We start from the raw sequence: 23,554 nt of genomic DNA, 5'->3' as shown, positions 1-23,554 counted from the left end.
GTTTAATGACTATGTTCTGCCTCTCCTTTTTTCATTTCTGCCAATAAATAATATGCATTATTATAAGCAAATTTGGTATTAGAATCTATAGTTACTAAAAAATTTACAGCTGCCCAAGAATCTACTGTATTTCCTTTTGAAATTTCTACTGGCTTAAAAATCCAATCTTCATTTTCTTTTTCTACTGAAAACACAAAAAATCGTTCTCCGTCTTTAACAATGGCACTTTCTGGTAGTGCTATTCCCTTTTTACTATCAGTCTCTATTCTACCTTCTATATACATACCAGGTATTAAATTGTCTTTCTTATTCTCAATTTCTGCGTGTATATGTACTGCTTTAGGGTTTTCTTCAAAAGTTTTACCAACAGATATAATTTTAGCAGTTAGCTGTTCTCCTGGTACAGATTGCACACTAAAAGTTACTATTTGACCTTCTTTTACCTTATGCACATCTTTTTCAAAAACCATTAAATCTGCATGTATATGGTGTGTATCTACAACCTCAAACAACTGGGTTTGTGGGTCTACATATTGACCAGTTTTAATTGCTACTTTTTGTACATAACCCTCTATAGGACTTAATAATGGCACTTGTTTAAAAATGTTCCCTTTACGAACACTTGCAACATTTATATTTAAAATTTGCAACTGCGCACCTAATCCATTTACTAAAGATTTAGATACATTATAACTTGCTTCTGCTTGTTGGTATGTACTACCAGAACCAACACCAGCATCATACAACTTTTTTTGTCTTTCAAAATCCTGTTTTACAAAATTACTGTTACTGTATGCCTTTAAATAATCTGTTTGCAATTGAATAATATTTGGATGCGACAAATAAGCTACAACTTGCCCTTTACGAACCTTATCTCCTTCTATAACCTTTATAGAAACTACATTAGAACCTATAGTTGCTGTAATAGAAGCTTCATTTTGTGGAGGAACCTCTAATTGCCCATTTGCTTCAACAAAACCACTTATAGTACGTTTTTTTAATGTGTCAATCTCCATTTGTAAGGCTATAAATTGCCGTGCTGTTAACATCACTTCTTCTTCGTGATCATCTTCTCCCTGTTCGCTTTTTTTATGAGTATCCTCTAAATGATTTTCTTTGGTACTACTCGTATTCTTACAACTAGAAATACCAATTGCCAATACTAGAACTGTTATATAAATATATTTTTTCATCTTAATTTTGATTATAATATTGAACTTGAAACAAACTATTCATATAATTTTTAAATGCAGATTGTGCATCTAATTCTGTTTGTATAGCTGCTTTTATTAATTGTGTAAAACCGTTGTAATCCAAAGCTCCTTCTTTATATGCAAACAAAGCTCCTTTACGCTGTTCTTTAGCCAATGGCAAAACTTGATCTTTATAAAACAACCATGATGAACTCCATTTTTTATAGTTTTCTATAGTTTGATAAAATTCAGATTCCATCTGCTTTTTAGCATAAGTAGCTTTAGAAGCTGCAATTTCTTTATCAATTTTAGTTGTTTTAATTTGTGCTTTAGTTACGCCTGATAGAAACGGAATAGACAAACCTGCTTGATAACTGTAGAAACCAGAAGTACCATTTACCCGTTGCATTCCGCCTTGAAGGTTAAACTTTGGTAAATTTTGAGCTTTAGCCGCTTTATAATTAGCATCTGCTAATGATACTGCATTCTCTAACATTGTATATTGCGGGTGATTTTTAAACTCTGGTTGCTCTTCTACAACTGGTAAATTAAATTCATCTGTAACACCATAAAATAAATCACTAGGTAACCATAAGTTTAGCTGTGATAGAGCTACATTGTAATTAGCACTTGCCTTTTTGTACTCATTTTTAACCTCTAAAGCTTGACTTTTAGCTGCCAAATACTCCAATCTAGAAATAGCCTCTACCTCATAATTTAGACTTATAGCTTTATCAAATTTCACATAAATAGAGTCTAACTCTGTATACAACTGAAACCTCTTTTTAGCCTGCAAAGCATTTGCCCAGGCAAGTTTAACTTGCTTTTCTACCTCTAATAATGATAGTTTATATGCCTTTTTAGCTAGCTGTATTTGCTGCTCTTGTACTTTCTTTTTAGATGAAATTCCTAAAATATCTATATTAGATTGCCCAAACCCCACAAGAGTGTAAATCCCGGATTCATCTTTAATTTCCTCACCACCAGTAAAAACAGAAGTTATTCCTAAGTCTACTACGCTACTTTTTAACTGTACTTGTTTATCTACCTCTAAAGCATTTTGTTTTATTAACGGATAATATGTAGCTGATAAAGAAACTGCCTGTTCTAAACCAATTTCTTGTTGTACCAACTTAGCATCCTGCGCCTTTAATCCAAATGATGATAAAAAGAACAATACAAATAACGCAATAACCACAGTTGGTTTCTTTTTAAGTCTAAACTTACCTTCTTCTACCCAATGGTATAAAATTGGTAAAATAAACAAGGTTAATAATGTTGCTGTTACTAAACCTCCAATAACTACAGTTGCTAACGGACGCTGTACTTCTGCTCCTGCTCCAGATGAAATTGCCATTGGCAAAAAACCTAAAACATCTGTAAATGCAGTTAGCATAATTGGTCTAATTCTACGTTTGGTTCCCTCTATAATTCGGTCTTTTAAATTGGTAACACCTTCTTCCTTTAGTTCATTTAAACCACTAACCATAACCAAACCATTTAGCACAGCTACTCCAAAAAGAACAATAAAACCAACACCTGCAGAAATACTAAAAGGCATATCTCTAAGCCATAATGCAAATACACCACCAATGGTTGCCATTGGTATAGCCACATAAATCATTAATGTTTGTGGTAAGGACTTTAATGCAAAATAGATTAAAATAAAAATAAGTAATAGCGCTAAAGGCACTACTGTTTTTAATTTATTACTTGCGCGTTCTAAATTCTCAAAAGCACCACCATACCTTAGGTAATACCCTGGAGGTAGGCTTAATTTTTCATCTAAAATATCTTGTATATCTAATACAACCGATTTAACATCACGATCTCTAATATTAATACCTACGTAAGTTCTACGGTTGGTATTGTCTCTACTAATTTGCATTGGACCAGGCTTGTAACTTATATCTGCTACTTCGCGTAACGGAATTTGAAATCCTGAAGGCAAGTTTACAAACAAGTCTTTTACATCTGTAATATCACTTCGGTTGTCTTTATTTAACCGCACAACCAAATCAAATCGTTTCTCACCTTCAAAAATTACACCTGCTTTTTTACCTGCAAAAGCAGTTTCTACAATACCATTTAAAGTAGTTATATGCAAACCATATTGTGCTAGTTTGCTACGGTTGTAATTAATAGAAATTTGTGGTTGTCCGGTTGTTGCTTCTACTTTCATATCTGCAACACCTTCTACGCCTGCTATTAACTTTCCTATTTCTTCTGCTTTAGAGGCTAAAATACCTAAGTCGTCTCCAAATAATTTAATGGCGACATCTTCTCTAACACCTGTGAGCAACTCATTAAATCGCATTTCTATAGGTTGCGTAAACTCAAAATTAACACCAGGAACTAGACTAACTTCTTTCTTAATTTTTTTTACCAATTCTTCTTTAGATGAAGCCGATGTCCATTCTGATGGATCTTTAAGAATAGCAAAAACATCTGCAATATCCATAGGCATAGGATCCGTAGGTACATCTGCTACACCAATACGACTAACTATAGTTTTTACTTCTGGGAATTTTGCTTTTACAATTTGCTCTATTTTAGTTGTAGTTTCTATTGTTTCAGTTAAAGAACTACCTGGTTTAAGTATGGCGTGAAAAGCAATATCACCTTCATCTAATTGCGGAATAAATTCGCCTCCCATTTTTGTAAAAACAAAGACTGTTGCAACCAGTAAAGCAATAGAAACACATAAAATTAATTTTCCTTTTTTTAATGATTTTTCAAGCAATGGTTGATATCTATCTTCTACCCAATGCACAAATTTATCACCATACGAAAGCTTATCGTTCTTTGGTGCTCTTAAAAACAAAGCCGAAATCATTGGAACATAAGTTAAACACAAGATCATTGCACCAACCATTGCAAAAATAAATGTCAAAGCCATTGGTTTAAACATTTTACCTTCTACACCCTCTAACGCCAAAATAGGAATGAAAACAATTAAAATAATTAGCTGACCAAAGAAAGCTGCATTCATCATTTTTTTAGACGAAGAACGTGCTATTTCATCTCTATCCGTTGCACTAATTTTTTTTCTTTTTAGTATTTGTGATGTTATTAAAAAGACAGTACTTTCTACTATAATAACAGCGCCATCTACAATAATACCAAAATCTATAGCGCCTAAGCTCATTAAGTTAGCCCATACACCAAAAACATTCATTAATATAAAAGCAAAAAGTAGAGAAAGTGGAATAGTAGATGCTACAATTAAGCCACCACGCCAATTACCTAAAAGTAATACTAATACAAATATTACAATTAGACCACCTTCAAATAAATTTTTAGTTACAGTACTTGTTGTCTCTGTTATAAGCTCACTTCTATCTAAAAAAGGCTTTATAGATACACCTTCTGGTAACGATTTTTGTATCTGTACAATTCGGTCTTTAACATTTGTTATAACATCGTTGGTGTTTGCGCCTTTCAGCATCAAAATCATACCGCCAACAGCTTCACCTTTTCCATCCTTAGTTAAAGCTCCATAACGTACAGCACTACCAATAGTTACTGTAGCAATATCTTTAATTTTAATAGGAATGTTGTTTTCCTTTTTTACTACAATATGGGCAATATCTTCTATAGATTTTATCAAACCTTCACCTCTTATAAAGTTAGCTTGATGATTTTTTTCTATATAAGCGCCTCCTGTATTTTGATTGTTATTTTCTAAGGCTTCAAAAACATCTGAAATAGTAAGACCAATAGCCGTAAGTTCACTAGGGTTTATTGCAACCTCGTATTGTTTTATTTTACCTCCAAAGGCATTTACCTCTACAACACCTGGCACCATTGCCATTTGTCGTTTAACAATCCAATCTTGTAACGTTCTTAGTTTTGTGGCATCAAAAATTTTCTCATACCCTTCCTCTACCTCTAAGGTATATTGGTAAATTTCCCCTAAACCAGTAGATATAGGTCCCATTGAGGGTTTACCAAATCCGTCTGGAATTTGCTCTTGTATTTCTGGTAGTTTTTCAGATACCAATTGTCGTGGTAAATACGTGCCTACAGCATCATCAAAAACAATAGTAACAACAGATAAACCAAACCTAGAAATAGACCGTATTTCTTTAACATCTGGCAAATTACTCATTGCCAGTTCTACTGGGTACGTAACAAATTGTTCTATTTCTTCGGTTCCTAAATTTGGTGCTTGCGTAATTACTTGCACCTGATTATTTGTAATGTCTGGTACGGCGTCTATAGGTACTTTGGTAACACTCCAAATACCTGCACCTATAATGGCAAGTGTAAACAAGCCTATTATAAATTTATTATTGATTGAAAAATCAATGATTTTATTAATCATAAAAAAGTATTAATACAGTTAAACTTTTGACGATTTTTAGAATTAATCATCAAACAAATGACTTAAAAAAGCCTAAAACAGGATATAGTTATCCTATTAAAAAAGCTGTATTAAGCCTAGGAGGTTGTAAAAAAGAGCGAGAAATATCTTTTCCTAAACTATTAAAATGAAGGATAAGATTTGCAGAAATCTCTTGTGTAGGCAATTTTACTTCTGCCATTTTATAATATGTTGCGTTTATGTGGCAACAATGGCATTGACAAAAAGGGGAGCATATATCTATATGCCCGTGGTCATCTACCGAAGATTGTACTAACTCTGCTGTATCAGTAGGGTCTTGCACCGCACTGTCTTCACAAGGAATAAAGTTTAGTGTTAGAATATATAATGATAATATGATTGTTAGTACTTTCACACTACAAACTTATAAACTTTTACAATGCAATGTTGTTGCAAAAGCAAAAAAATCTCACGTATTAAATTCTAATTGTAAAAAAAAAGATACTATCACGACCAAAGACACGTTATAGATGCTATTATAAAACCTAAAAATTAGTATTTTTTTATGTTTATAATATGTTTATTATTAAAATGGTAATGTTAAATTTGCAAATTAAAACCTAACCAAAAGTGATTACAGAATACATTATAGCAATATTATGGAGTTTATCCCCATTTGGTGAAGCCAAAGTTGGTATCCCTTATGGTATGTACAATGGCTTAAACATCTATGTTGTTTTTGTATTGTGTTTCTCTGCTAATGTACTTGTTTTTCCTATGATGCTTTTCTTTTTACACAAAATAAACCACTACTTATTAAAGTGGCGTGTGTACAAAAAAGGAGCTATTTTTGTTGCTCGTAAAGCAAAAACAGGATCTGCAGACAAGATTAAAAAATATGGCTTTTGGGGTCTTATCTTTTTTGTAATGCTTCCTGTACCTGGCACAGGCGTCTATGCAGGTACAATTGCTACTTACTTATTTAAAATAGAAAAAAAGAAAGCTTTTTTAGCAAATACTATTGGCATCTTCTTTTCTTCTGTTATTATATGGGTGGCTACTTATTTAGCTATGCACGGTATGTCTTTGTAAACACCTGCTATTACTTTATTCTTTTTTTAAGCTCTTCCATAGATTCTTGTAATTCTTTTAACAATCCTTTTTCTGTAGTAGTATCTAAACCAAAAGAGATTTTACTATTTACTTGCCAAAGCTCTTGTATTTGATCGTTAGCTACTTGATAAGGAGGATATGTTTCATTTAAAGAAATTAAAGAAACGGAGTTACTGTTTGGTACTTTTTCTATTTTTTTAACCAATACAGCATCATACAAAACAACTACATACATTTTATTTGCACTAACATCGTCTAAACTTTCTGTAGCCTTAGCTAAAACCCACTCTCCTGGATATAAATTAGGCAACATACTATCTCCTTCTACTTGGAATCCTCTGTAGGTTGCATTTCTAAATTCTGGAATAGGCAAATCAAACGCAGGTAATTGTTTATACCAACTTGCATCTTGTATATTTTGTGGGTAACCAGCTGCTGCTTTAGCATTAACAAGCACCATATTTTCTCGATCTTCAGCATCTACCGTAACAAATTTTGGAATAACACTATTTTCTTTTGCAGATAAGTATTGCTGATCACTGTCTCCAAAAAGCCATAACGGATTTATTTTAAATTGCTTTAATAGTTCTGTAACAACTTTACCAGACAACTTTGTACGTCCACGCTCTATATCTGCCGTTGTATTTGAAATACCTAGTAATTTTGCAAACTCTGGTTGAGTAAAATTAAGGTCTTTACGCACCTCTATAAAACGCTTTATTTCTATTGTAATCTCTTTTCCCATACGCTAATATACAAATTAAGGAATAAATCCAGCACGTAAATTGGATTAAATCCAATTTAATATTATTTTATGAAGAAAATAAAACCAAGCATAATTTCATTGATAAAAAAAAGAAGAAATACCTTACGTTTTAATACTAAAATAATCCTACGTACGTTTGCAATAACTTAGAAACTTAATTAAATATAATATGAAAAAAGTTAACATTATGCTTGTGTGCTTTTTAGCACTAAATTTTTTCTCTTGTTCGTCTGATGACGATTCCTCTACAAAAAATAATGATGCTGAAATTAATGCGCAAGAAGACGAACCTTTAGAAATAAACAGTGTAACATCTGGCTTTATTATAGAAGGAGCTACTAAAAAGACAGGAACTCTTACTCCTACTGGTGGTTTAGAGTTTACTATGGATTACAGCAAACAATCTGCTTTTCAAAAAAAAGGCTTTGAAATTGAATTTAATTCTGCTTCAGATTATACAGGTGCTTACATACAGTTAAAAGATGAAAACGGAATGGCAGATTCTTATTTTGATGTTCCAAGAGATGAAATTTACGTTTCTGGTAAAGGCGAACAAACTAAGAAAAATAGAAACTTTTTAAAAGGAAAATCTGCAGGTAAAGAAAACGATGCTATTATTGAAGTAAACTTAGCTGAAACTGTTACAGCAGGTACTTTTTGCTATGTTATTTGTTTATACGATGCACAAGGCAACATTAGCGAACCTACAGAAGTTTGCGTAACTATTGAAGCTTGGGGTGGTAATAGTGATTTAGTTGGCTCTTGGGACTATACAAAACAAATTGAAAACGGAAAAGAATTTAAAGTAAAAGAAGAAGATTGTGACTCTGATACTTCTACTATCTGTAATGAAGAATATTCTGTTGATGAGTGTCATAAAATAAACTTTATAAATATAAAATTTAACAATGATGGCACTTTTGAAATGAATAATTCTCAAACTGAGAAATACTTAAACAATCAAGAAAGTCAAGCTAATTGTGGAGTTGTTTACCAAGAGTCAAGCTACACGTATAACGCTAAAGGTAAATGGGCTTACAATGAAGAAGAAAATAGAATTACCATAGTTAATTTTTCTGATGTATATGATTATGGTGATGAAATAGATGCTGAAACATATGAAAACGGAGAGTTAGGCCTAGATGGTCCTTTAGAAATTTCTGATTCTAATTTAAAAATTACAGAATCAGATTCTTATGATGGTGTAGAAATAGATGTTTACGAATATTTCTTTGAAAAAGAATAACTAACTTAAGATTAGTAGATTAAAAGCCTAAAACTAAAACATAGTTTGGGCTTTTCTATTTTAATAATGTAAATAAAAGATGGTATATCCTACATATAAATAATAAATTACTACTGCATTCGTTAATAATTACTTATAACCTTAATCAAATTATTAAATAATGAAAAAAGTTAACCTATTAATAGTATGCTTTTTAGCACTAAATTTTTTCTCTTGTTCGTCTGATGACGATTCTTCTGGAGGAAATAAGGATGCTGAAATTAATGCTCAAGAAAATGAACCATTAGAAATAAACAGTGTAAGTTCCGCTTTAATTATAGAGGGAGCCACTAAAAAAACAGGAACCCTTACTCCTACTGGTGGTTTAGAGTTTACTATGGATTACAACAAACAATCTGCTTTTCAAAAAAACGGATTTGAAATTGAATTTAATTCTGCTTCAAACTATACTGGCGTTTACATACAGTTAAAAGATGAAAACGGAATGGCAGATTCTTATTTTGATGTTCCAAGAGATGAAATTTATGTTTCTGGTAAAGGCGAACAAACTAAGAAAAATAGAAACTTTTTAAAAGGAAAATCTGCTGGTAAAGAAAATGATGCTGCTATTGAAGTAAACCTTGACGAAAGTGTTACAGCAGGTACTTTTTGCTATGTTATTTGTTTGTATGATGGTGAGGGTAACATTAGTGAACCTACAGAAGTTTGCGTAACGGTTGAAGCTTGGGGTGGTAATAGTGATTTAGTTGGTACTTGGAACTTTACAAAAGAAATTTCGGATGGTGATGAAGTAAAAGTGAATGAAGAGGATTGTTTTACTTTTGACTATACTTTATGTAATGAAGAAGTAATTGTTGACGAATGTTCTACCATAAATTTTTTAAAAATAAAATTTAATAGTGATGGAACATTTACATATAATAATTCATTTTCTGATAAAAATATAAATTGGATAGATAGTGACGAAGCTTGTGAAGTTATTTATAACAATGATGAATCTTCTTCAGATACCTCTGGAAAATGGGCGTACAATGAGGAAGAGAACCAGCTTACCTTAGTTACGTTTTCTGAAACAGAAACTTATAATGACGAAGAAGAATCTTATGTTTACGAGAATGGTGCATTAGATATTGAAGGAGTAGCTACAATTTCTGGATCTACATTAAAAATAAAAGAATTATTTGAAAATGTTGGTTTAGAAGAGGATATTTATGAATATTACTTTGAAAAAGAATAACTAATTTAATTTTAGACTCAAAAAAAGCCCAAACTAAAACATAGTTTGGGCTTTTTCTTTTCTTTAATAATAATTTCTATTTATTTGCTGCGCTCACCTACAAAATGATCTTCTTTACTTTTAAATAACACATTAAAAGAAGTTAAACTACCGTAAATACGTGTAATATATTGCTGTAAATCTATTTTTTCTTGATCATCTAGATTTTTACTTGCATTAATTTTTTGCTCCATTACTCTAATTCTGTCACGTACCATAACTATTTTATGAAAAAAAGTATCAATTGGCATTTCCTTGTTAGACGATTTACCATCTCCTGGTTCTAAGATAAGTGTTCCTTTTTTCCATTTATCAGCAATTGGCGTTACACTAGAGGCATCACTCCATTTTCTTAATATCGAAATTAAAGAAGTTTCTACATCAGAAAAACTAACACTGTCCACTTCATCTTCTACCGCTTCAATTACCTCAAAATCAGAATCTATATCTATTGTTTCTAATCCGTTTTCTATAAACGTAACCCAATAATGCTTGCTAGTTACATTGGTGACTACCCCTTTTCCTAATTCTATGTGTTGTATTCTAGATCCTATTCCTAAAACTTGCATTCTTATTTTTTTTGGTTAATATGGCTAATTTAAAATTACAAGAGGAATTAACAAAAAGTAAATAGAACCAATTATTAAATTAAATTCCAAAATCGTAACTTAGCAACTTTGCCATATTAGTAAATGATTACATACGAAGAAAACATAGAGGTTAAAGGTGCACGTGTGCACAACCTTAAAAATATAGACGTTACCATTCCTAGAGAAAAGCTTGTTGTTATAACTGGTTTATCTGGTAGTGGCAAATCGTCATTAGCTTTTGACACTATTTATGCCGAAGGCCAACGTAGATATATAGAAACTTTTTCTGCCTATGCGCGTCAGTTTTTAGGTGGTTTAGAGCGGCCAGATGTAGATAAAATAGATGGTTTATCGCCCGTAATTGCCATAGAGCAAAAGACAACTTCTAAATCTCCACGATCTACAGTAGGTACAATCACAGAAATTTACGATTTTCTAAGACTATTATTTGCGCGTGCTGCAGATGCACATAGTTACAACACAGGAGAAAAAATGGTTAGTTATAGTGATGCTCAAATAAAAGAGCTAATTATAACCGACTTTAAAAACAAGAAAATTAACGTTCTTGCTCCTGTTATTAAATCTAGAAAAGGTCATTACCGTGAGTTGTTTGAGCAAATTGCTAAACAAGGATTTGTAAAAGTGAGAGTAGACGGCGAAATTGTAGACATAGTTAAAGGTTTAAAATTAGATCGTTACAAAGTACATGATATAGAGATTGTTATAGACAGGTTAAAAATATCAGACAATGCAGATTTAGACAAACGCATTTCTGAAACCATTAACACAGCAATGTATAGTGGCGATAATGTATTAATGATCTTGGAAGAAGGTAAAAAAGAACCTCGCTATTTTAGTCGAGATTTAATGTGCCCTACCACAGGTATATCTTACCCAAAACCCGAGCCAAATACATTTTCTTTTAACTCTCCTAAAGGTATGTGCCCTAGTTGTAATGGATTAGGACATAAATACCAAGTTAATACCAATAAAATATTTCCAGACACTAAATTATCTATTAAAGAAGGTGGTATAGCTCCTTTAGGAAAATATAAAAACTCTTGGGCTTTTAAACAGTTAGATGTTATTGCGCAACGTTACAATTTTAAACTAACAGACTCTATTTCTAAAATTCCAGAAGAGGCAATAAATGTTATTTTAAATGGAGGCAATGAGAGTTTTGAAGTAGATTCTAAAACTTTAGGAATTAAAAGAAATTATAAAATTGAATATGAAGGTATTTCTAACTTTATAGAAAGTCAGTTTAACGATGCCAACTCTGCTCCTATTAAACGTTGGGCAAAAGAGTTTATGGACAAAGTAATTTGTCCTACTTGCGAAGGTTCTAGGTTACAAAAAGCTTCTTTGTATTTTAAGTTTGATGATAAAAATATTGCCGATTTAGCAACAATGGATATTGTTGACTTGGCAGATTTTTTTAGTAAGGTTGATAAAAAACTAAGTAAAAACCAGCTTAAAATAGCTGAAGAAGTCATTAAAGAAATTAAAACAAGACTACAATTTTTACTTAATGTTGGTCTAGACTACTTATCATTAAATAGAGGTTCTAAATCTTTATCTGGTGGCGAAGCGCAACGTATACGTTTGGCAACACAAATAGGTTCACAGTTAGTGGGAGTTTTATATATTTTAGATGAGCCAAGCATTGGTTTACATCAAAGAGATAACGAGCGTTTAATAGCATCGTTAGAAGCTTTAAGAGATATAGGAAATTCTGTTATTGTGGTAGAACATGATAAAGACATGATAGAGCGTGCAGATCATGTAATTGACATAGGTCCTAAAGCTGGCAAACACGGTGGAGAAATAATATCTGAGGGTAAACCAGAAGATTTAAAAAACTTTAATACACTTACAGCCGATTATATTACAGGTAAAAGAGAAATAGCTGTACCTAAAAAACGTAGAGAAGGTAATGGTAAAAAAGTAACACTTACGGGTTGTACAGGAAATAACCTTAAAAATGTATCTGTAGAGTTTCCGTTAGGTAAAATGATTGGTGTTACCGGTGTTTCTGGTAGTGGTAAATCTACCTTAATTAATGAAACCCTTTACCCCATTTTAAATGCATATTACTTTAATGGTGTTAAAAAACCAATGCCATATAAAAAAATTACGGGTTTAGAACACATAGACAAGGTAATAGACATTAATCAATCTCCTATAGGTAGAACTCCAAGATCTAACCCCGCAACATATACTGGTGTTTTTGGAGAAGTACGTGCCCTTTTTGCTAAAACACAAGAAGCAGCAATAAGAGGTTACAAACCAGGCCGCTTTAGCTTTAATGTTACTGGCGGAAGGTGCGAAACTTGTCAAGGTGGTGGTTTACGTGTTATAGAAATGAACTTTTTACCAGATGTTTACGTAGATTGTGAAACCTGTAATGGTAAACGCTTTAATAGAGAAACATTAGAAATAAGATATAAAGGAAAATCTATTTCAGATGTTTTAGAAATGACAATAGATGAAGCAGTAACGTTTTTTGAAAACATTCCTAAAATAAATAGAAAGCTAAAAACCATACAAGATGTTGGTTTAGGCTATATATCATTAGGGCAACAATCTACTACATTATCTGGTGGAGAAGCGCAACGTATTAAGTTAGCAACAGAATTATCTAAAAGAGATACAGGCAATACGTTTTATATTCTAGATGAACCTACAACAGGATTGCATTTTGAAGATATACGTGTATTAATGGAAGTTTTAAACAAATTAGTAGACAAAGGAAATACGGTTTTAGTTATAGAACATAATATGGATGTAATTAAAATGGTAGATTATATTATAGATATTGGTTACGAAGGTGGCCGTGGTGGTGGCAAGTTAGTTGCTAAAGGTACACCAGAAGAAATCATCAAAGACAAAAAAAGCTACACAGCTAAATTTCTTAAAAAAGAATTATAACATTAAAAATAATGCATACAGAGTAACGTATGCAGGTAATAAATTAGAATAGAATGAGAAGAGAAAAACACCCAAAAGGCTGGAACGAGATAAAAACAAACGATTCTTGGGCCTTATTTAAAATAATGGGAGAATTTGTACACGGATTTGAAAAAATGAGCGCCATTGGCCCTTGTGTTTCTGTATTTGGATCTGCCCGTACAAAAGAAGGTTCTAAATATTATGAACTAGCTGTAGATGTAGCAAAAAGTATTGCAGAAGCCGGTTACGGTGTTATTACTGGTGGTGGACCAGGTATAATGGAAGCAGGTAACAAAGGTGCACATTTAGCTGGTGGTACATCTGTTGGCTTAAATATAGAGTTACCTTTTGAACAGCATGACAACCCATATATAGATCACGATAAAAGTATAAACTTTGACTACTTTTTTGTTAGAAAAGTAATGTTTGTAAAATATTCTCAAGGTTTTGTTGTAATGCCAGGCGGATTTGGAACATTAGATGAGCTTTTTGAAGCTATTACTCTTATACAAACTAATAAAATTGGTAAATTTCCAATTATACTTGTAGGTACTACTTTCTGGACAGGTTTAATAGACTGGGTAAAAGATACTATGCTTAGCGAAGGTAATATTAGTGCTAAAGATTTAGATCTTATAAAAATAGTAGATACCGCAGATGAAGTTGTAGAAATAATTGATGCTTTCTACAAAGGACATGATCTAAGTCCTAACTTCTAAAGTTATATGATAGCATTAAAATTTAAAAATAATGTAATGTATACAGCAATAGGAATTCTTTTCTTTTGCTGTATACAACTACATGCACAACATACAACTGTTATTAATGCTAACTTGGATACTTCTTGCCATGAAATAACCATAGAGCAAGAGTTTAATTATAAAAACACATCAAAAGACACATTAGAAGTTTTATATTTTAATGATTGGCCTAACGCTTATTCTAGTAAAAAAACTGCATTAGCAAAACGCTTTGCCGAAGAATATAAAAAAAGTTTGCACTTAGCTAAAGCTAAAGAAAGAGGTTACACAAACATATTAAGAGCTAAAGATGGCAAAGGAAATAAATTAGCAAACAAGCATACTAAAAGTAAAGACATTTTAATGTTTATACTTAATAAGCCTCTTGCCCCAGACACTACTTTAACTTTAAAAATAAATTATAAGGTTCAATTACCGCCAAACAAATACACCAAGTTTGGATATAGTAATGATAGTACCTATTATCTAAAAGATTGGTATTTAACACCTGCTTCATACAAAGGCAAATGGCAGCTATATTCTAATAAAAACTTAGAAGATCTTCAAACAGACGCTACAACTACAAAACTTTATCTTACTATTAATAAAGACTTTTTTGTAACTACAAACCTTAACAAAACAAACGAGTATAGCGTTAATGGAAATAAAACCATCGTAATAGATGGTAAAAACAGAAAAAGTGCTGAAGTAATTTTAAGCAATCAAAAAAAGTTTGTTACACACGTTACTCCAGATTTAACTTTAGAAACAGATTTTAAATCAAAAAAATACCCAGAAATATTACAAGGAATTTCTATAAACCGAGTTACTAAATATGTAAAAGATAACTTAGGCGAATTTCCACATAAAAAACTACTTGTAAGCGAGCTAGACTACAAAAAAAATCCATTATACGGTATTAACCAACTACCATCTTTTATAGTTCCTTATTCTGAAGAATTTAATTACGAGCTTAAATTACTTAAAACATCCTTATATAACATTTTAGATGAAAGTGTACACTTAAACCCTAGAAAAGAAAAATGGGTTACAGACGCTATAGTTAATTATTTAATGATTACTTATGTTGATGAATATTATAATGGACAAAAACTATTAGGCAAATTTTCAAAAATTTGGGGAGTCAGAAGTTTTGAAATTGCTAAGTATGATTTTAATGATCAATATGCATTAATGTCTATGCTTACAAGCAGAAAAAACTTAGATCAACCACTAACTGCATCAAACGATTCTCTAATAAAATTTAATCAGCAAATAGCAAACAGCTATAAATCTGGTTTAGGTTTAACCTATTTATCTGAATACATTGGATATGATAATGTAAAAAATAGTATTAAAGATTTTTACAAGAATTACAATCAAGAAAAAGTTTCAACTAAAGATTTCGAAAATATTTTAAAAAAATCTACAGATAAAAATATCGATTGGTTTTTTAATGAATTTATATCTACTAATGATAGAATAGATTTTAAAATAAAAAATATTGAAAAAACTGAGGACTCTTTAAAAATAACTGTAAAAAACAAAACATCAACTAACTTACCTATTTCTTTATTTGGTTTAAAAAAAGATTCTATAGTATCTAAATATTGGATATCTAATATTATAAATGAAAAAAATATAACCATTCCAAGAAATGGTGAAGATAAGCTAGTATTAAATTACGACAAAAAAATACCCGAATACAACCAAAGAAACAATTGGAAGTCTTTAAAGGGCTTTTTGGGAAGTAATAAAAAATTACGTTTTCAATTTTTTAAAGATGCTGAAAATCCTTATTACAACCAAATTTTCTATAACCCAGAAATAAGATTTAATGCTTATGATGGGCTAACTCCATCTATTAAACTACATAATAGTACTTTACTAGACAGACCTTTTACTTTTTCCATAGCACCTGCATATGCTACTAAAGAAAACTCTTTGGTAGGATCTGGTAATTTTACAATTAGAGATCAACACAAAAACAAAAACTTATTTCTTACTACTTATGGGTTTAGTTATTCAACTTTTCACTTTCAAGAAAACTCTAGATACACAAAAATTACTCCTTCTTTTGGTTTAAGTTGGAGACCAAAAGATTTAAGGTCTAACAGAAGTCAAAGTTTTTTTATGCGCTACATAAGTGTTTTTAGAGATTTTGATGAAAATATTATATTAGATACCGAGTTTGAACCGGATTATAGTGTATTAAATGCCAGGTTTAGGGATACTAATAACGGATTAATAAATTATTTATCATGGTTTGCAGATGCACAATATGCAGGTAACTTCTCTAAACTATCTTTTGATCTAGAATACCGTAAACTGTTTCAAAACAACAGGCAATTAAATGTTAGGTTTTTTGCAGGTAAATTTATAAGCAATAACACCGACTCTAATTACTTTAGTTTTGCTTTAGACAGACCTACAGATTATTTATTTGATTACGCATACTTAGGAAGATCTGCTTCTACAGGTATTTATAGTCAGCAAATAATTATAGCCGAAGGAGGATTTAAATCAAAATTAGAGAATCCTTTTGCTAATGATTGGATAGCAACAACAAATGTAAGCACCAATATTTACAAGTGGATAGAAGCCTATGGAGATGCTGGCTACATAAAAAACAAAGGAGCCAAAGCTAATTTTGTTTATGACACTGGTATACGCCTAAACTTAGTAACAGATTATTTTGAGTTATTTTTTCCTATGTATTCCAACAACGGATGGGAAGTATCACAACCTAATTATGGAGAAAAGATAAGATTTATTGTAACCTTAAGTCCAAAGTCCTTAACTGGGTTATTTACAAGAAAATGGTTCTAATTAAATAACATATATTTAATTTAAACTGTATTTTTTAAGTATTTCATAATTTGAAACACCAAAATAGACCTTATTTTATTAAATATTCAATAACATATCGTTCTCAGCTATTGCAAAAACCAATCAAATTTGGTACTTTTGCAGAAATATAACTTCGTAAGCTATGAGCGTAAAACCACAAACAAAAGACGATATTTCTTTCGACGATTTTAAATCGCAAATCATTAAAGATTATGAAGTAGCCGTATTAAGTAGGGAGTGTAGCTTGTTAGGAAGACGAGAAGTCTTAACTGGTAAAGCTAAATTCGGAATATTTGGTGACGGTAAAGAGCTACCGCAATTAGCAATGGCTCGTTCTTTTAAAAATGGAGATTTTAGAAGTGGGTATTACAGAGACCAAACTTTTATGATGGCTTTAGGTTTACTAAACGCAAAGCAATTTTTTCACGGGTTATATGCAACTACAGATATCACTAAAGATCCTATGAGTGCTGGTAGACAAATGGGTGGTCATTTTGGTACACATAGTTTAAATGAAGATGGTAGTTGGAAAAATTTAACAGAACAAAAAAATAGTAGTCCAGATATTTCTCCTACAGCAGGACAAATGCCAAGGTTATTAGGTTTAGCACAGGCATCTAAAATATATAGAAATGTTTCTGGTATTGACGCCACCAATTTTTCAAACAATGGTAATGAAGTTGCTTGGGGTACAATTGGTAATGCAAGTACTAGTGAAGGTCACTTTTTTGAGACTATAAATGCTGCTGGTGTTTTACAAGTACCAATGGTAATTAGTGTTTGGGATGATGCTTATGGTATTTCTGTACACGCAAGACATCAAACTACAAAAGAAAATATTTCAGAAATTCTTAAAGGTTTTCAAAGAGATGAAGACAATAAAGGCTACGAAATTATAAAAGTTAATGGCTGGGATTATACAGCATTAATTCACGCTTACGAAAATGCTTCAGAAATTGCTAGAAACGAGCACGTTCCTGTACTTATTCACGTAAATGAATTAACACAGCCTCAAGGACACTCTACGTCTGGTTCTCATGAAAGATACAAATCTCCAGAACGTTTAGACTGGGAAAAACAAAACGATTGTAACAAACGTTTTAAAGAATGGATTTTAGAAAACAACATAGCAACAGAAGAAGAATTATCTGCTATAGATAAAGAAATAAAAAAAGAAGTACGTACTGCTAAAAAAGAAGCTTGGACAGAGTTTATTAGCCCTAATAAAGAAGCTAAAAAAACATTAGTTGTTCTTTTAGAGAATGTGGCAAGTAAAAGTCCTAACAAAAATTTTATTGCAAAAATTAAGAACGATTTAATTGCTATAGAAGAACCTATTAAAAGAGATTTAGCATCTAGCGCAAGAAAAACATTACGTTATTTAATTGGTGAAGATACAGCAGAAAAACAAGCGTTAATTAATTGGATTTCTTCATATATTGATGAAATACAACCAAAATATAGCTCTCATCTTTATAGTGACTTGCCAAACAAGGCAACCAATATAGAAGAAGTAAAACCAGTTTACTCTGATGAATCAGAGACAGTAGATGGTAGAGTTATTTTAAGAGATAATTTTGATTATATATTTGGTAACAACCCTGAAACACTAATATTTGGTGAAGATGCCGGTGCTATTGGTGATGTAAACCAAGGGCTAGAAGGTTTACAAGAAAAATATGGAGAATTTAGAGTAGCTGATACAGGAATTAGAGAAGCTACTATTATTGGTCAAGGTATTGGTATGGCACTTAGAGGCTTAAGACCTATTGCTGAAATTCAATATTTAGATTACTTAATGTATGCTTTACAAACTTTAAGTGATGATTTAGCAACTTTACTATACCGTACTGTTGGTAAACAAAAAGCTCCATTAATAATTAGAACAAGAGGTCATAGGTTAGAAGGTATTTGGCATTCTGGTTCGCAAATGGGAGGTTTTATTCATTTATTAAGAGGTATGCACATTCTTGTTCCTCGTAATATGGTAAAAGCTGCTGGTTTTTATAATACACTATTAAAGTCTGATGAGCCTGCATTGGTTATAGAATGCTTAAACGGTTACAGATTAAAAGAAGAAAAACCAACAAATTTAGGTGAACACTGTACTCCTATTGGTGTTGTAGAAACTGTTAAAGCGGGTACAGATATTACTGTACTATCATACGGATCTACTTTACGTATTGTGGAACAAGTTGCTAAAGAGTTACTAGAAGTTGGTATTGACATAGAAGTAATTGATGCACAAAGTTTACTACCTTTTGATATTAATCATGACGTTGTAAAAAGTGTACAAAAAACCAATAGGTTATTGGTTGTAGATGAAGATGTACCAGGAGGTTGCTCTGCTTATTTATTACAAGAAATAACAGAAAAACAAGGGGCTTACAAGTATCTAGATAGTATGCCACAGGCTATAACTGCTAATGCACACAGACCAGCTTATGCAACAGATGGCGATTATTTTTCTAAACCTAATGCAGAAGATATTTTCGAAAAAATATATGCTATAATGCATGAAGCTAACCCTGCTAATTTTCCAAAACTTAGGTAATTGTTGTAAATAACACTTTTTGTCTATTTTTATTTGATTATTAGTGATAATTTATCGTGTATTCAAAAAAATATTTCTAAATTTGAGATACATAGAATTTTTTTATCCCCGAGCCTAATAATGAGAGATAACATTAAGACAAATATAGGATTGGCACTACTGCGTATTGTGCCATCTGCAATGATGCTTACACACGGAATACCAAAATTACAGAACTTTTTTAGTGGTGATGAAATAAAATTTCCAGACCCTATAGGTATAGGAGCTAGTCCTTCTTTATTTTTAGCAGTCATAGGAGAAGTTTTATGCCCAATATTTATAATATTAGGTTACAAAACTAGATGGTTTGCTGTGCCAGCAGCCGTAACAATGTTAATTGCTGCTTTTGTACAACATGCTGCAGATCCTTTTAGTGTAAAAGAAATGGCTGTACTTTACCTTCTGTTTTTTATGATAATATTTTTATTAGGACCTGGTAGATTTAGTGTAGACGGTAAATAATTAAAAAACTTTTACTAAAAGTTCTTTAAGTAAATCTGCCTGAGACATATTATAAGCTCCAACTCCTTTACCTTTTAAATCTAAATCTCGTAAAGTAGATATAATTCCGCTTACTTTTTTCATTGGAAAGTTTTTTGCTGCTGTTTGGTATTCTCCAACAAAATAAGGGTTTACCCCTAAAACTCTTGCAACATTTCCTTTAGAGCGGTCTTTTAATCCGTGATATTGTAGTATTTGAGTAAAATAAGTATGTAAAACTGTTACTGTTACTAAAAACGGATTATCCTTAGGGTTTTGAGCAAAATAATTTACTATGCGCGCAGCTTTTAATGTGTTGCGTTCCCCTATTGCTTTTTTAAGTTCAAAATTATTAAAGTCTTTACTAATACCTATATGCTTCTCAATTGTAGCAGGAGTAATTTCTGTATCTTTTGTAATTACAATTTTAAGTTTTTCTAACTCATTATTTATCTTACTTAAACTAGTACCTAAATACTCTACTAATAATTGAGCAGCAATTGGAGTTATAGTATAACCACTTCCCTTAAGTACTTTTTTAATCCAATCTGCTACTTGATTTTCGTATAATTTTTTACTCTCAAATAAAACACCGCTTTTTTGTACTGCTTTATATAGTTTTTTACGCTTGTCTAATTTTGCGTACTTATAACATATTACTAAAACTGTAGTTAATTGCGGATTATTAGCATAACTAGTCAAGTTATCTATAGTTCTAGACAAATGCTGAGCCTCTTTAATTACAACAACTTGTTTTTCTGCCATCATTGGGTAACGTTTGGCATTGGACACAATATCATCTACAGTAACATCCTTACCATAAAGTACCATTTGGTTAAAACCACGCTCCTCCTCTGTTAATACCATTTTTTCAATGTACTCAGATATCTTATCTATATAGTAAGACTCCTCTCCCATTAAAAAATAAATAGGTTTTACGTTTCCGTTTTTAATATCGGAGATTAGTTTTTTTACTTCGTCCATTTAAAAAAAATCATCAAATTTGCAGTATGCAGAAGCTAAATTTTACTACACAAAACTTCCGTTTCAAAAATAGCGAAAATAAAGTCTATATTTTTGATGTGATAAGAAAAAAATTTGTGGTATTACAACCTGAAGAATGGGTAAGACAACACGTGGTACATCATCTTATTTATCAAAAAAAATACCCAATAAGCCTTATAAATGTAGAAAAACAGCTGGTAATTAACAACTTAAAAAAAAGATACGATGTTGTTGTTTTTAACACAGACGGAAGCATAAATATTTTGGTTGAGTGTAAAGCTCCCGAAATAAATATTACACAAACTACCTTTGACCAAATTGCACGTTACAATATGCAATTAGACGCTAATTATTTAATGGTGACTAACGGTTTAAATCATTTTTACTGTCAAACAAATATAACAGAAGATAATTATGAGTTTTTACGTGATATTCCTGATTTTAACCGTTAAATTTGTACAAGAACTTATAAGAAAAGTAAGATTATATTATGCTTAAAATTGCTGTTGTTATTCTAAACTGGAATGGTGTAAAACTACTAGAACGTTTTTTACCGTCGGTACTAGAGTTCTCTGACAATCATAAAATATATGTTGCAGATAACGCATCTACAGATACATCTATAGCATTTATAAAAAAAAACTACCCTACAGTACAAATTATACAAAACACCACTAATGGTGGTTATGCAAAGGGATATAATGATGCCTTAAAACATATACATGAAGATGTATTTTGCCTACTTAATTCTGATGTAGAAGTAACTCCAAACTGGTTAACACCTATAGCTAATTATTTTACAAGTGATACTGAAACAGCTATTATACAACCTAAAATATTAGACTTAAAAAAGAAAACTCATTTTGAGTATGCAGGTGCTGCCGGTGGATATATAGATAGCTTAGGCTACCCTTTTTGCAGAGGTAGAATTTTTGATACTTTAGAAGAAGACAAAGGACAATACAATGATACTGTTCCTATTTTTTGGGCAAGTGGCGCTTGTTTATTTATACGTAAATCTAATTTTACTTTGTTAGGTGGTTTTGATGAAGATTATTTTGCTCACCAAGAAGAAATAGATCTATGCTGGCGAGCACAAAATATGGGACTGAAAATTATGTATGTAGGAGCTTCAACTGTTTATCATTTAGGAGGTTCTACACTTAATGAAATGAATCCCAAAAAAACATTTTTAAACTTTAGAAATTCTCTATTTAGTATTGTAAAAAATATACCTTTTTACAAGGCATTTTTTATAGTTATGGCAAGGTTGTTGCTGGATGGTATAACAGGTTTACGTTTTATGTCACAAATGCGATTTTCTCATTGCTTAGCAATCATTAAAGCACATTTTAGTTTTTATTGGAACTTACCTAAAACGCTCAAAAAGAAACAAGTAAAGAATAAAACAAAAAAATATTATCAAATTAAATCCATTGTGTGGGCTTATTTCGTAAATGGTAATAAAGAATTTAACAATTTAGTAAAAGATTAACTAAATTAAAGTACCAATAGATAGAACATTTTATATAATTTTGAAACAAATAACAATTAATAGTAATATGAATATGAAAAAGATTTTTTTAGGAGCTTTAGGAGCTACAATATTATTATCTTCTTGCGTGTCGCAAAAGAAATATGCGGAGTTAGAAGCAAAAAATAAAGAAACTGAAGATTTATTAAACTCAGCAACTGTTAAATTAAACAGCTGTATATCAGATAAGGCAACTGCAGATGCAAGGTTAAGAACTTTAGAAGATCAGAACGATTTTCTTAAGGCAAACAACCAAGTGCTAGTTGACAATATGGGTAACCTAACAGATTTATCTGCTAAAGGTGCTGAAAACTTAGAAAAATCTTTAGAAAGCTTAAAAGAAAAAGATTTAACAATACGTAAATTAAACGATGCTATTACACGTAGAGATTCTGTTAACTTATCTTTAGTACAGAGTTTAAAAGGTGTTCTTGGTAACTTAGATGATGAGGATATTGAAATTAGCGTAGAAAAAGGTGTTGTTTTTGTTTCTATATCTGATAAATTATTATTTAGCAGCGGTAGTTACAACGTAGCAACAAGAGCTAAAGAAGTATTAGGTAAAGTTGCACAAGTAGTAAACAATAAGCCAGATTTTGAATTTATGGTAGAAGGTCATACTGATGCTGTACCTTACAGAAAAGGCGTTTTATTAGATAACTGGGATTTAAGCGTTAAGCGTGCAACTGCTGTAGTTCGTATATTACAAAAAGAGTACGGTGTAGATCCTAAGCGTATGACAGCTGCAGGTAGATCTCAATACATACCTGTATCTTCTACAGATAAAGCTAAAAACAGAAGAACAAGAATTGTAGTTCTTCCTAAAATTGATCAATTCTATAGTATGATCGAAGAAGGAATGAAAGATCCTGCAATAAACAACTAGTAA

17 protein-coding genes are annotated in these 23,554 nt (G+C 31.4%); 11 read left to right on the top strand and 6 right to left on the bottom strand.

What is annotated here, in order from left to right:
- Positions 1-2 precede the first annotated feature (2 nt).
- The 3 genes from Q4487_RS01935 to Q4487_RS01925 all read right to left on the bottom strand — a co-directional run bounded on the left by Q4487_RS01935 (position 3) and on the right by Q4487_RS01925 (position 5,935).
- Complete coding sequence (locus Q4487_RS01935; protein WP_303542754.1) at positions 3-1,193, bottom strand: efflux RND transporter periplasmic adaptor subunit; 1,191 nt, start codon at positions 1,191-1,193, stop codon at positions 3-5.
- 1 nt (position 1,194) lies between these two features.
- A complete protein-coding gene (locus Q4487_RS01930) occupies positions 1,195-5,520 on the bottom strand; it encodes a CusA/CzcA family heavy metal efflux RND transporter (RefSeq protein WP_303542752.1) in 4,326 nt (1,441 codons plus the stop codon).
- 88 nt (positions 5,521-5,608) lie between these two features.
- On the bottom strand, positions 5,609-5,935 hold the full coding sequence (locus tag Q4487_RS01925; protein ID WP_303542750.1) for a DUF6660 family protein: 327 nt from the start codon (positions 5,933-5,935) through the stop codon (positions 5,609-5,611).
- A gap of 215 nt (positions 5,936-6,150) precedes the next feature.
- Between Q4487_RS01925 and Q4487_RS01920 the strand changes: the two genes are divergently transcribed.
- A complete protein-coding gene (locus Q4487_RS01920) occupies positions 6,151-6,612 on the top strand; it encodes a small multi-drug export protein (RefSeq protein ID WP_072302073.1) in 462 nt (153 codons plus the stop codon).
- A 10-nt stretch (positions 6,613-6,622) separates the two neighbouring features.
- Here Q4487_RS01920 and Q4487_RS01915 read toward each other — a convergent pair whose 3' ends face one another.
- A complete protein-coding gene (locus Q4487_RS01915; RefSeq protein ID WP_072302072.1) occupies positions 6,623-7,378 on the bottom strand; it encodes a LexA family transcriptional regulator in 756 nt (251 codons plus the stop codon).
- A gap of 190 nt (positions 7,379-7,568) precedes the next feature.
- Here Q4487_RS01915 and Q4487_RS01910 point away from each other — a divergent pair, with 190 nt between their 5' ends.
- A complete protein-coding gene (locus Q4487_RS01910) occupies positions 7,569-8,645 on the top strand; it encodes a hypothetical protein (protein ID WP_303542746.1) in 1,077 nt (358 codons plus the stop codon).
- Positions 8,646-8,805: 160 nt separating this feature from the next.
- A complete protein-coding gene (locus Q4487_RS01905; RefSeq protein ID WP_303542744.1) occupies positions 8,806-9,882 on the top strand; it encodes a hypothetical protein in 1,077 nt (358 codons plus the stop codon).
- An 80-nt stretch (positions 9,883-9,962) separates the two neighbouring features.
- Here the strand turns inward: Q4487_RS01905 and Q4487_RS01900 are convergent, their stop codons facing one another.
- Complete coding sequence (locus tag Q4487_RS01900; RefSeq protein WP_303542742.1) at positions 9,963-10,490, bottom strand: hypothetical protein; 528 nt, start codon at positions 10,488-10,490, stop codon at positions 9,963-9,965.
- 123 nt (positions 10,491-10,613) lie between these two features.
- On the opposite strand from Q4487_RS01900, the gene uvrA reads away from it, so the two are divergent.
- The 5 genes from uvrA to Q4487_RS01875 all read left to right on the top strand — a co-directional run bounded on the left by uvrA (position 10,614) and on the right by Q4487_RS01875 (position 20,108).
- Positions 10,614-13,442, top strand: coding sequence for an excinuclease ABC subunit UvrA (gene uvrA / locus Q4487_RS01895; protein WP_303542740.1), 2,829 nt, complete (start codon positions 10,614-10,616; stop codon positions 13,440-13,442).
- A 53-nt stretch (positions 13,443-13,495) separates the two neighbouring features.
- Positions 13,496-14,182: a TIGR00730 family Rossman fold protein gene (locus Q4487_RS01890; RefSeq protein ID WP_100896099.1), complete on the top strand. Its 687-nt coding sequence runs from the start codon at positions 13,496-13,498 to the stop codon at positions 14,180-14,182.
- 6 nt (positions 14,183-14,188) lie between these two features.
- Positions 14,189-17,032, top strand: coding sequence for a metalloprotease (locus Q4487_RS01885; protein ID WP_303542737.1), 2,844 nt, complete (start codon positions 14,189-14,191; stop codon positions 17,030-17,032).
- A 163-nt stretch (positions 17,033-17,195) separates the two neighbouring features.
- Entirely contained in the window at positions 17,196-19,607 is a 2,412-nt protein-coding gene (locus tag Q4487_RS01880; RefSeq protein ID WP_303542735.1) for a thiamine pyrophosphate-dependent enzyme, read from the top strand.
- Positions 19,608-19,727: 120 nt separating this feature from the next.
- Positions 19,728-20,108, top strand: coding sequence for a DoxX family protein (locus Q4487_RS01875; protein WP_100896102.1), 381 nt, complete (start codon positions 19,728-19,730; stop codon positions 20,106-20,108).
- Here Q4487_RS01875 and holA read toward each other — a convergent pair whose 3' ends face one another.
- A complete protein-coding gene (holA, locus tag Q4487_RS01870; RefSeq protein ID WP_100896103.1) occupies positions 20,109-21,110 on the bottom strand; it encodes a DNA polymerase III subunit delta in 1,002 nt (333 codons plus the stop codon).
- 26 nt (positions 21,111-21,136) lie between these two features.
- Here holA and Q4487_RS01865 point away from each other — a divergent pair, with 26 nt between their 5' ends.
- The 3 genes from Q4487_RS01865 (at position 21,137) to Q4487_RS01855 (ending at position 23,551) form a co-directional block, all read left to right on the top strand.
- Positions 21,137-21,583, top strand: a complete 447-nt coding sequence (locus tag Q4487_RS01865) for a type I restriction enzyme HsdR N-terminal domain-containing protein (protein ID WP_100896104.1) — start codon at positions 21,137-21,139, stop codon at positions 21,581-21,583.
- A gap of 38 nt (positions 21,584-21,621) precedes the next feature.
- The gene (locus Q4487_RS01860) at positions 21,622-22,626 is read left to right on the top strand and encodes a glycosyltransferase family 2 protein (protein ID WP_303542730.1); all 1,005 of its coding nucleotides are present in this window, start codon (positions 21,622-21,624) and stop codon (positions 22,624-22,626) included.
- 73 nt (positions 22,627-22,699) lie between these two features.
- Positions 22,700-23,551, top strand: coding sequence for an OmpA family protein (locus Q4487_RS01855; protein ID WP_100896105.1), 852 nt, complete (start codon positions 22,700-22,702; stop codon positions 23,549-23,551).
- Positions 23,552-23,554: the final 3 nt, after the last annotated feature.

Source organism: Cellulophaga sp. 3_MG-2023 (assembly GCF_030546975.1).
Taxonomy (GTDB): Bacteria; Bacteroidota; Bacteroidia; order Flavobacteriales; family Flavobacteriaceae; genus Cellulophaga.
This window is presented reverse-complemented; position numbering and strand designations above follow the sequence as displayed.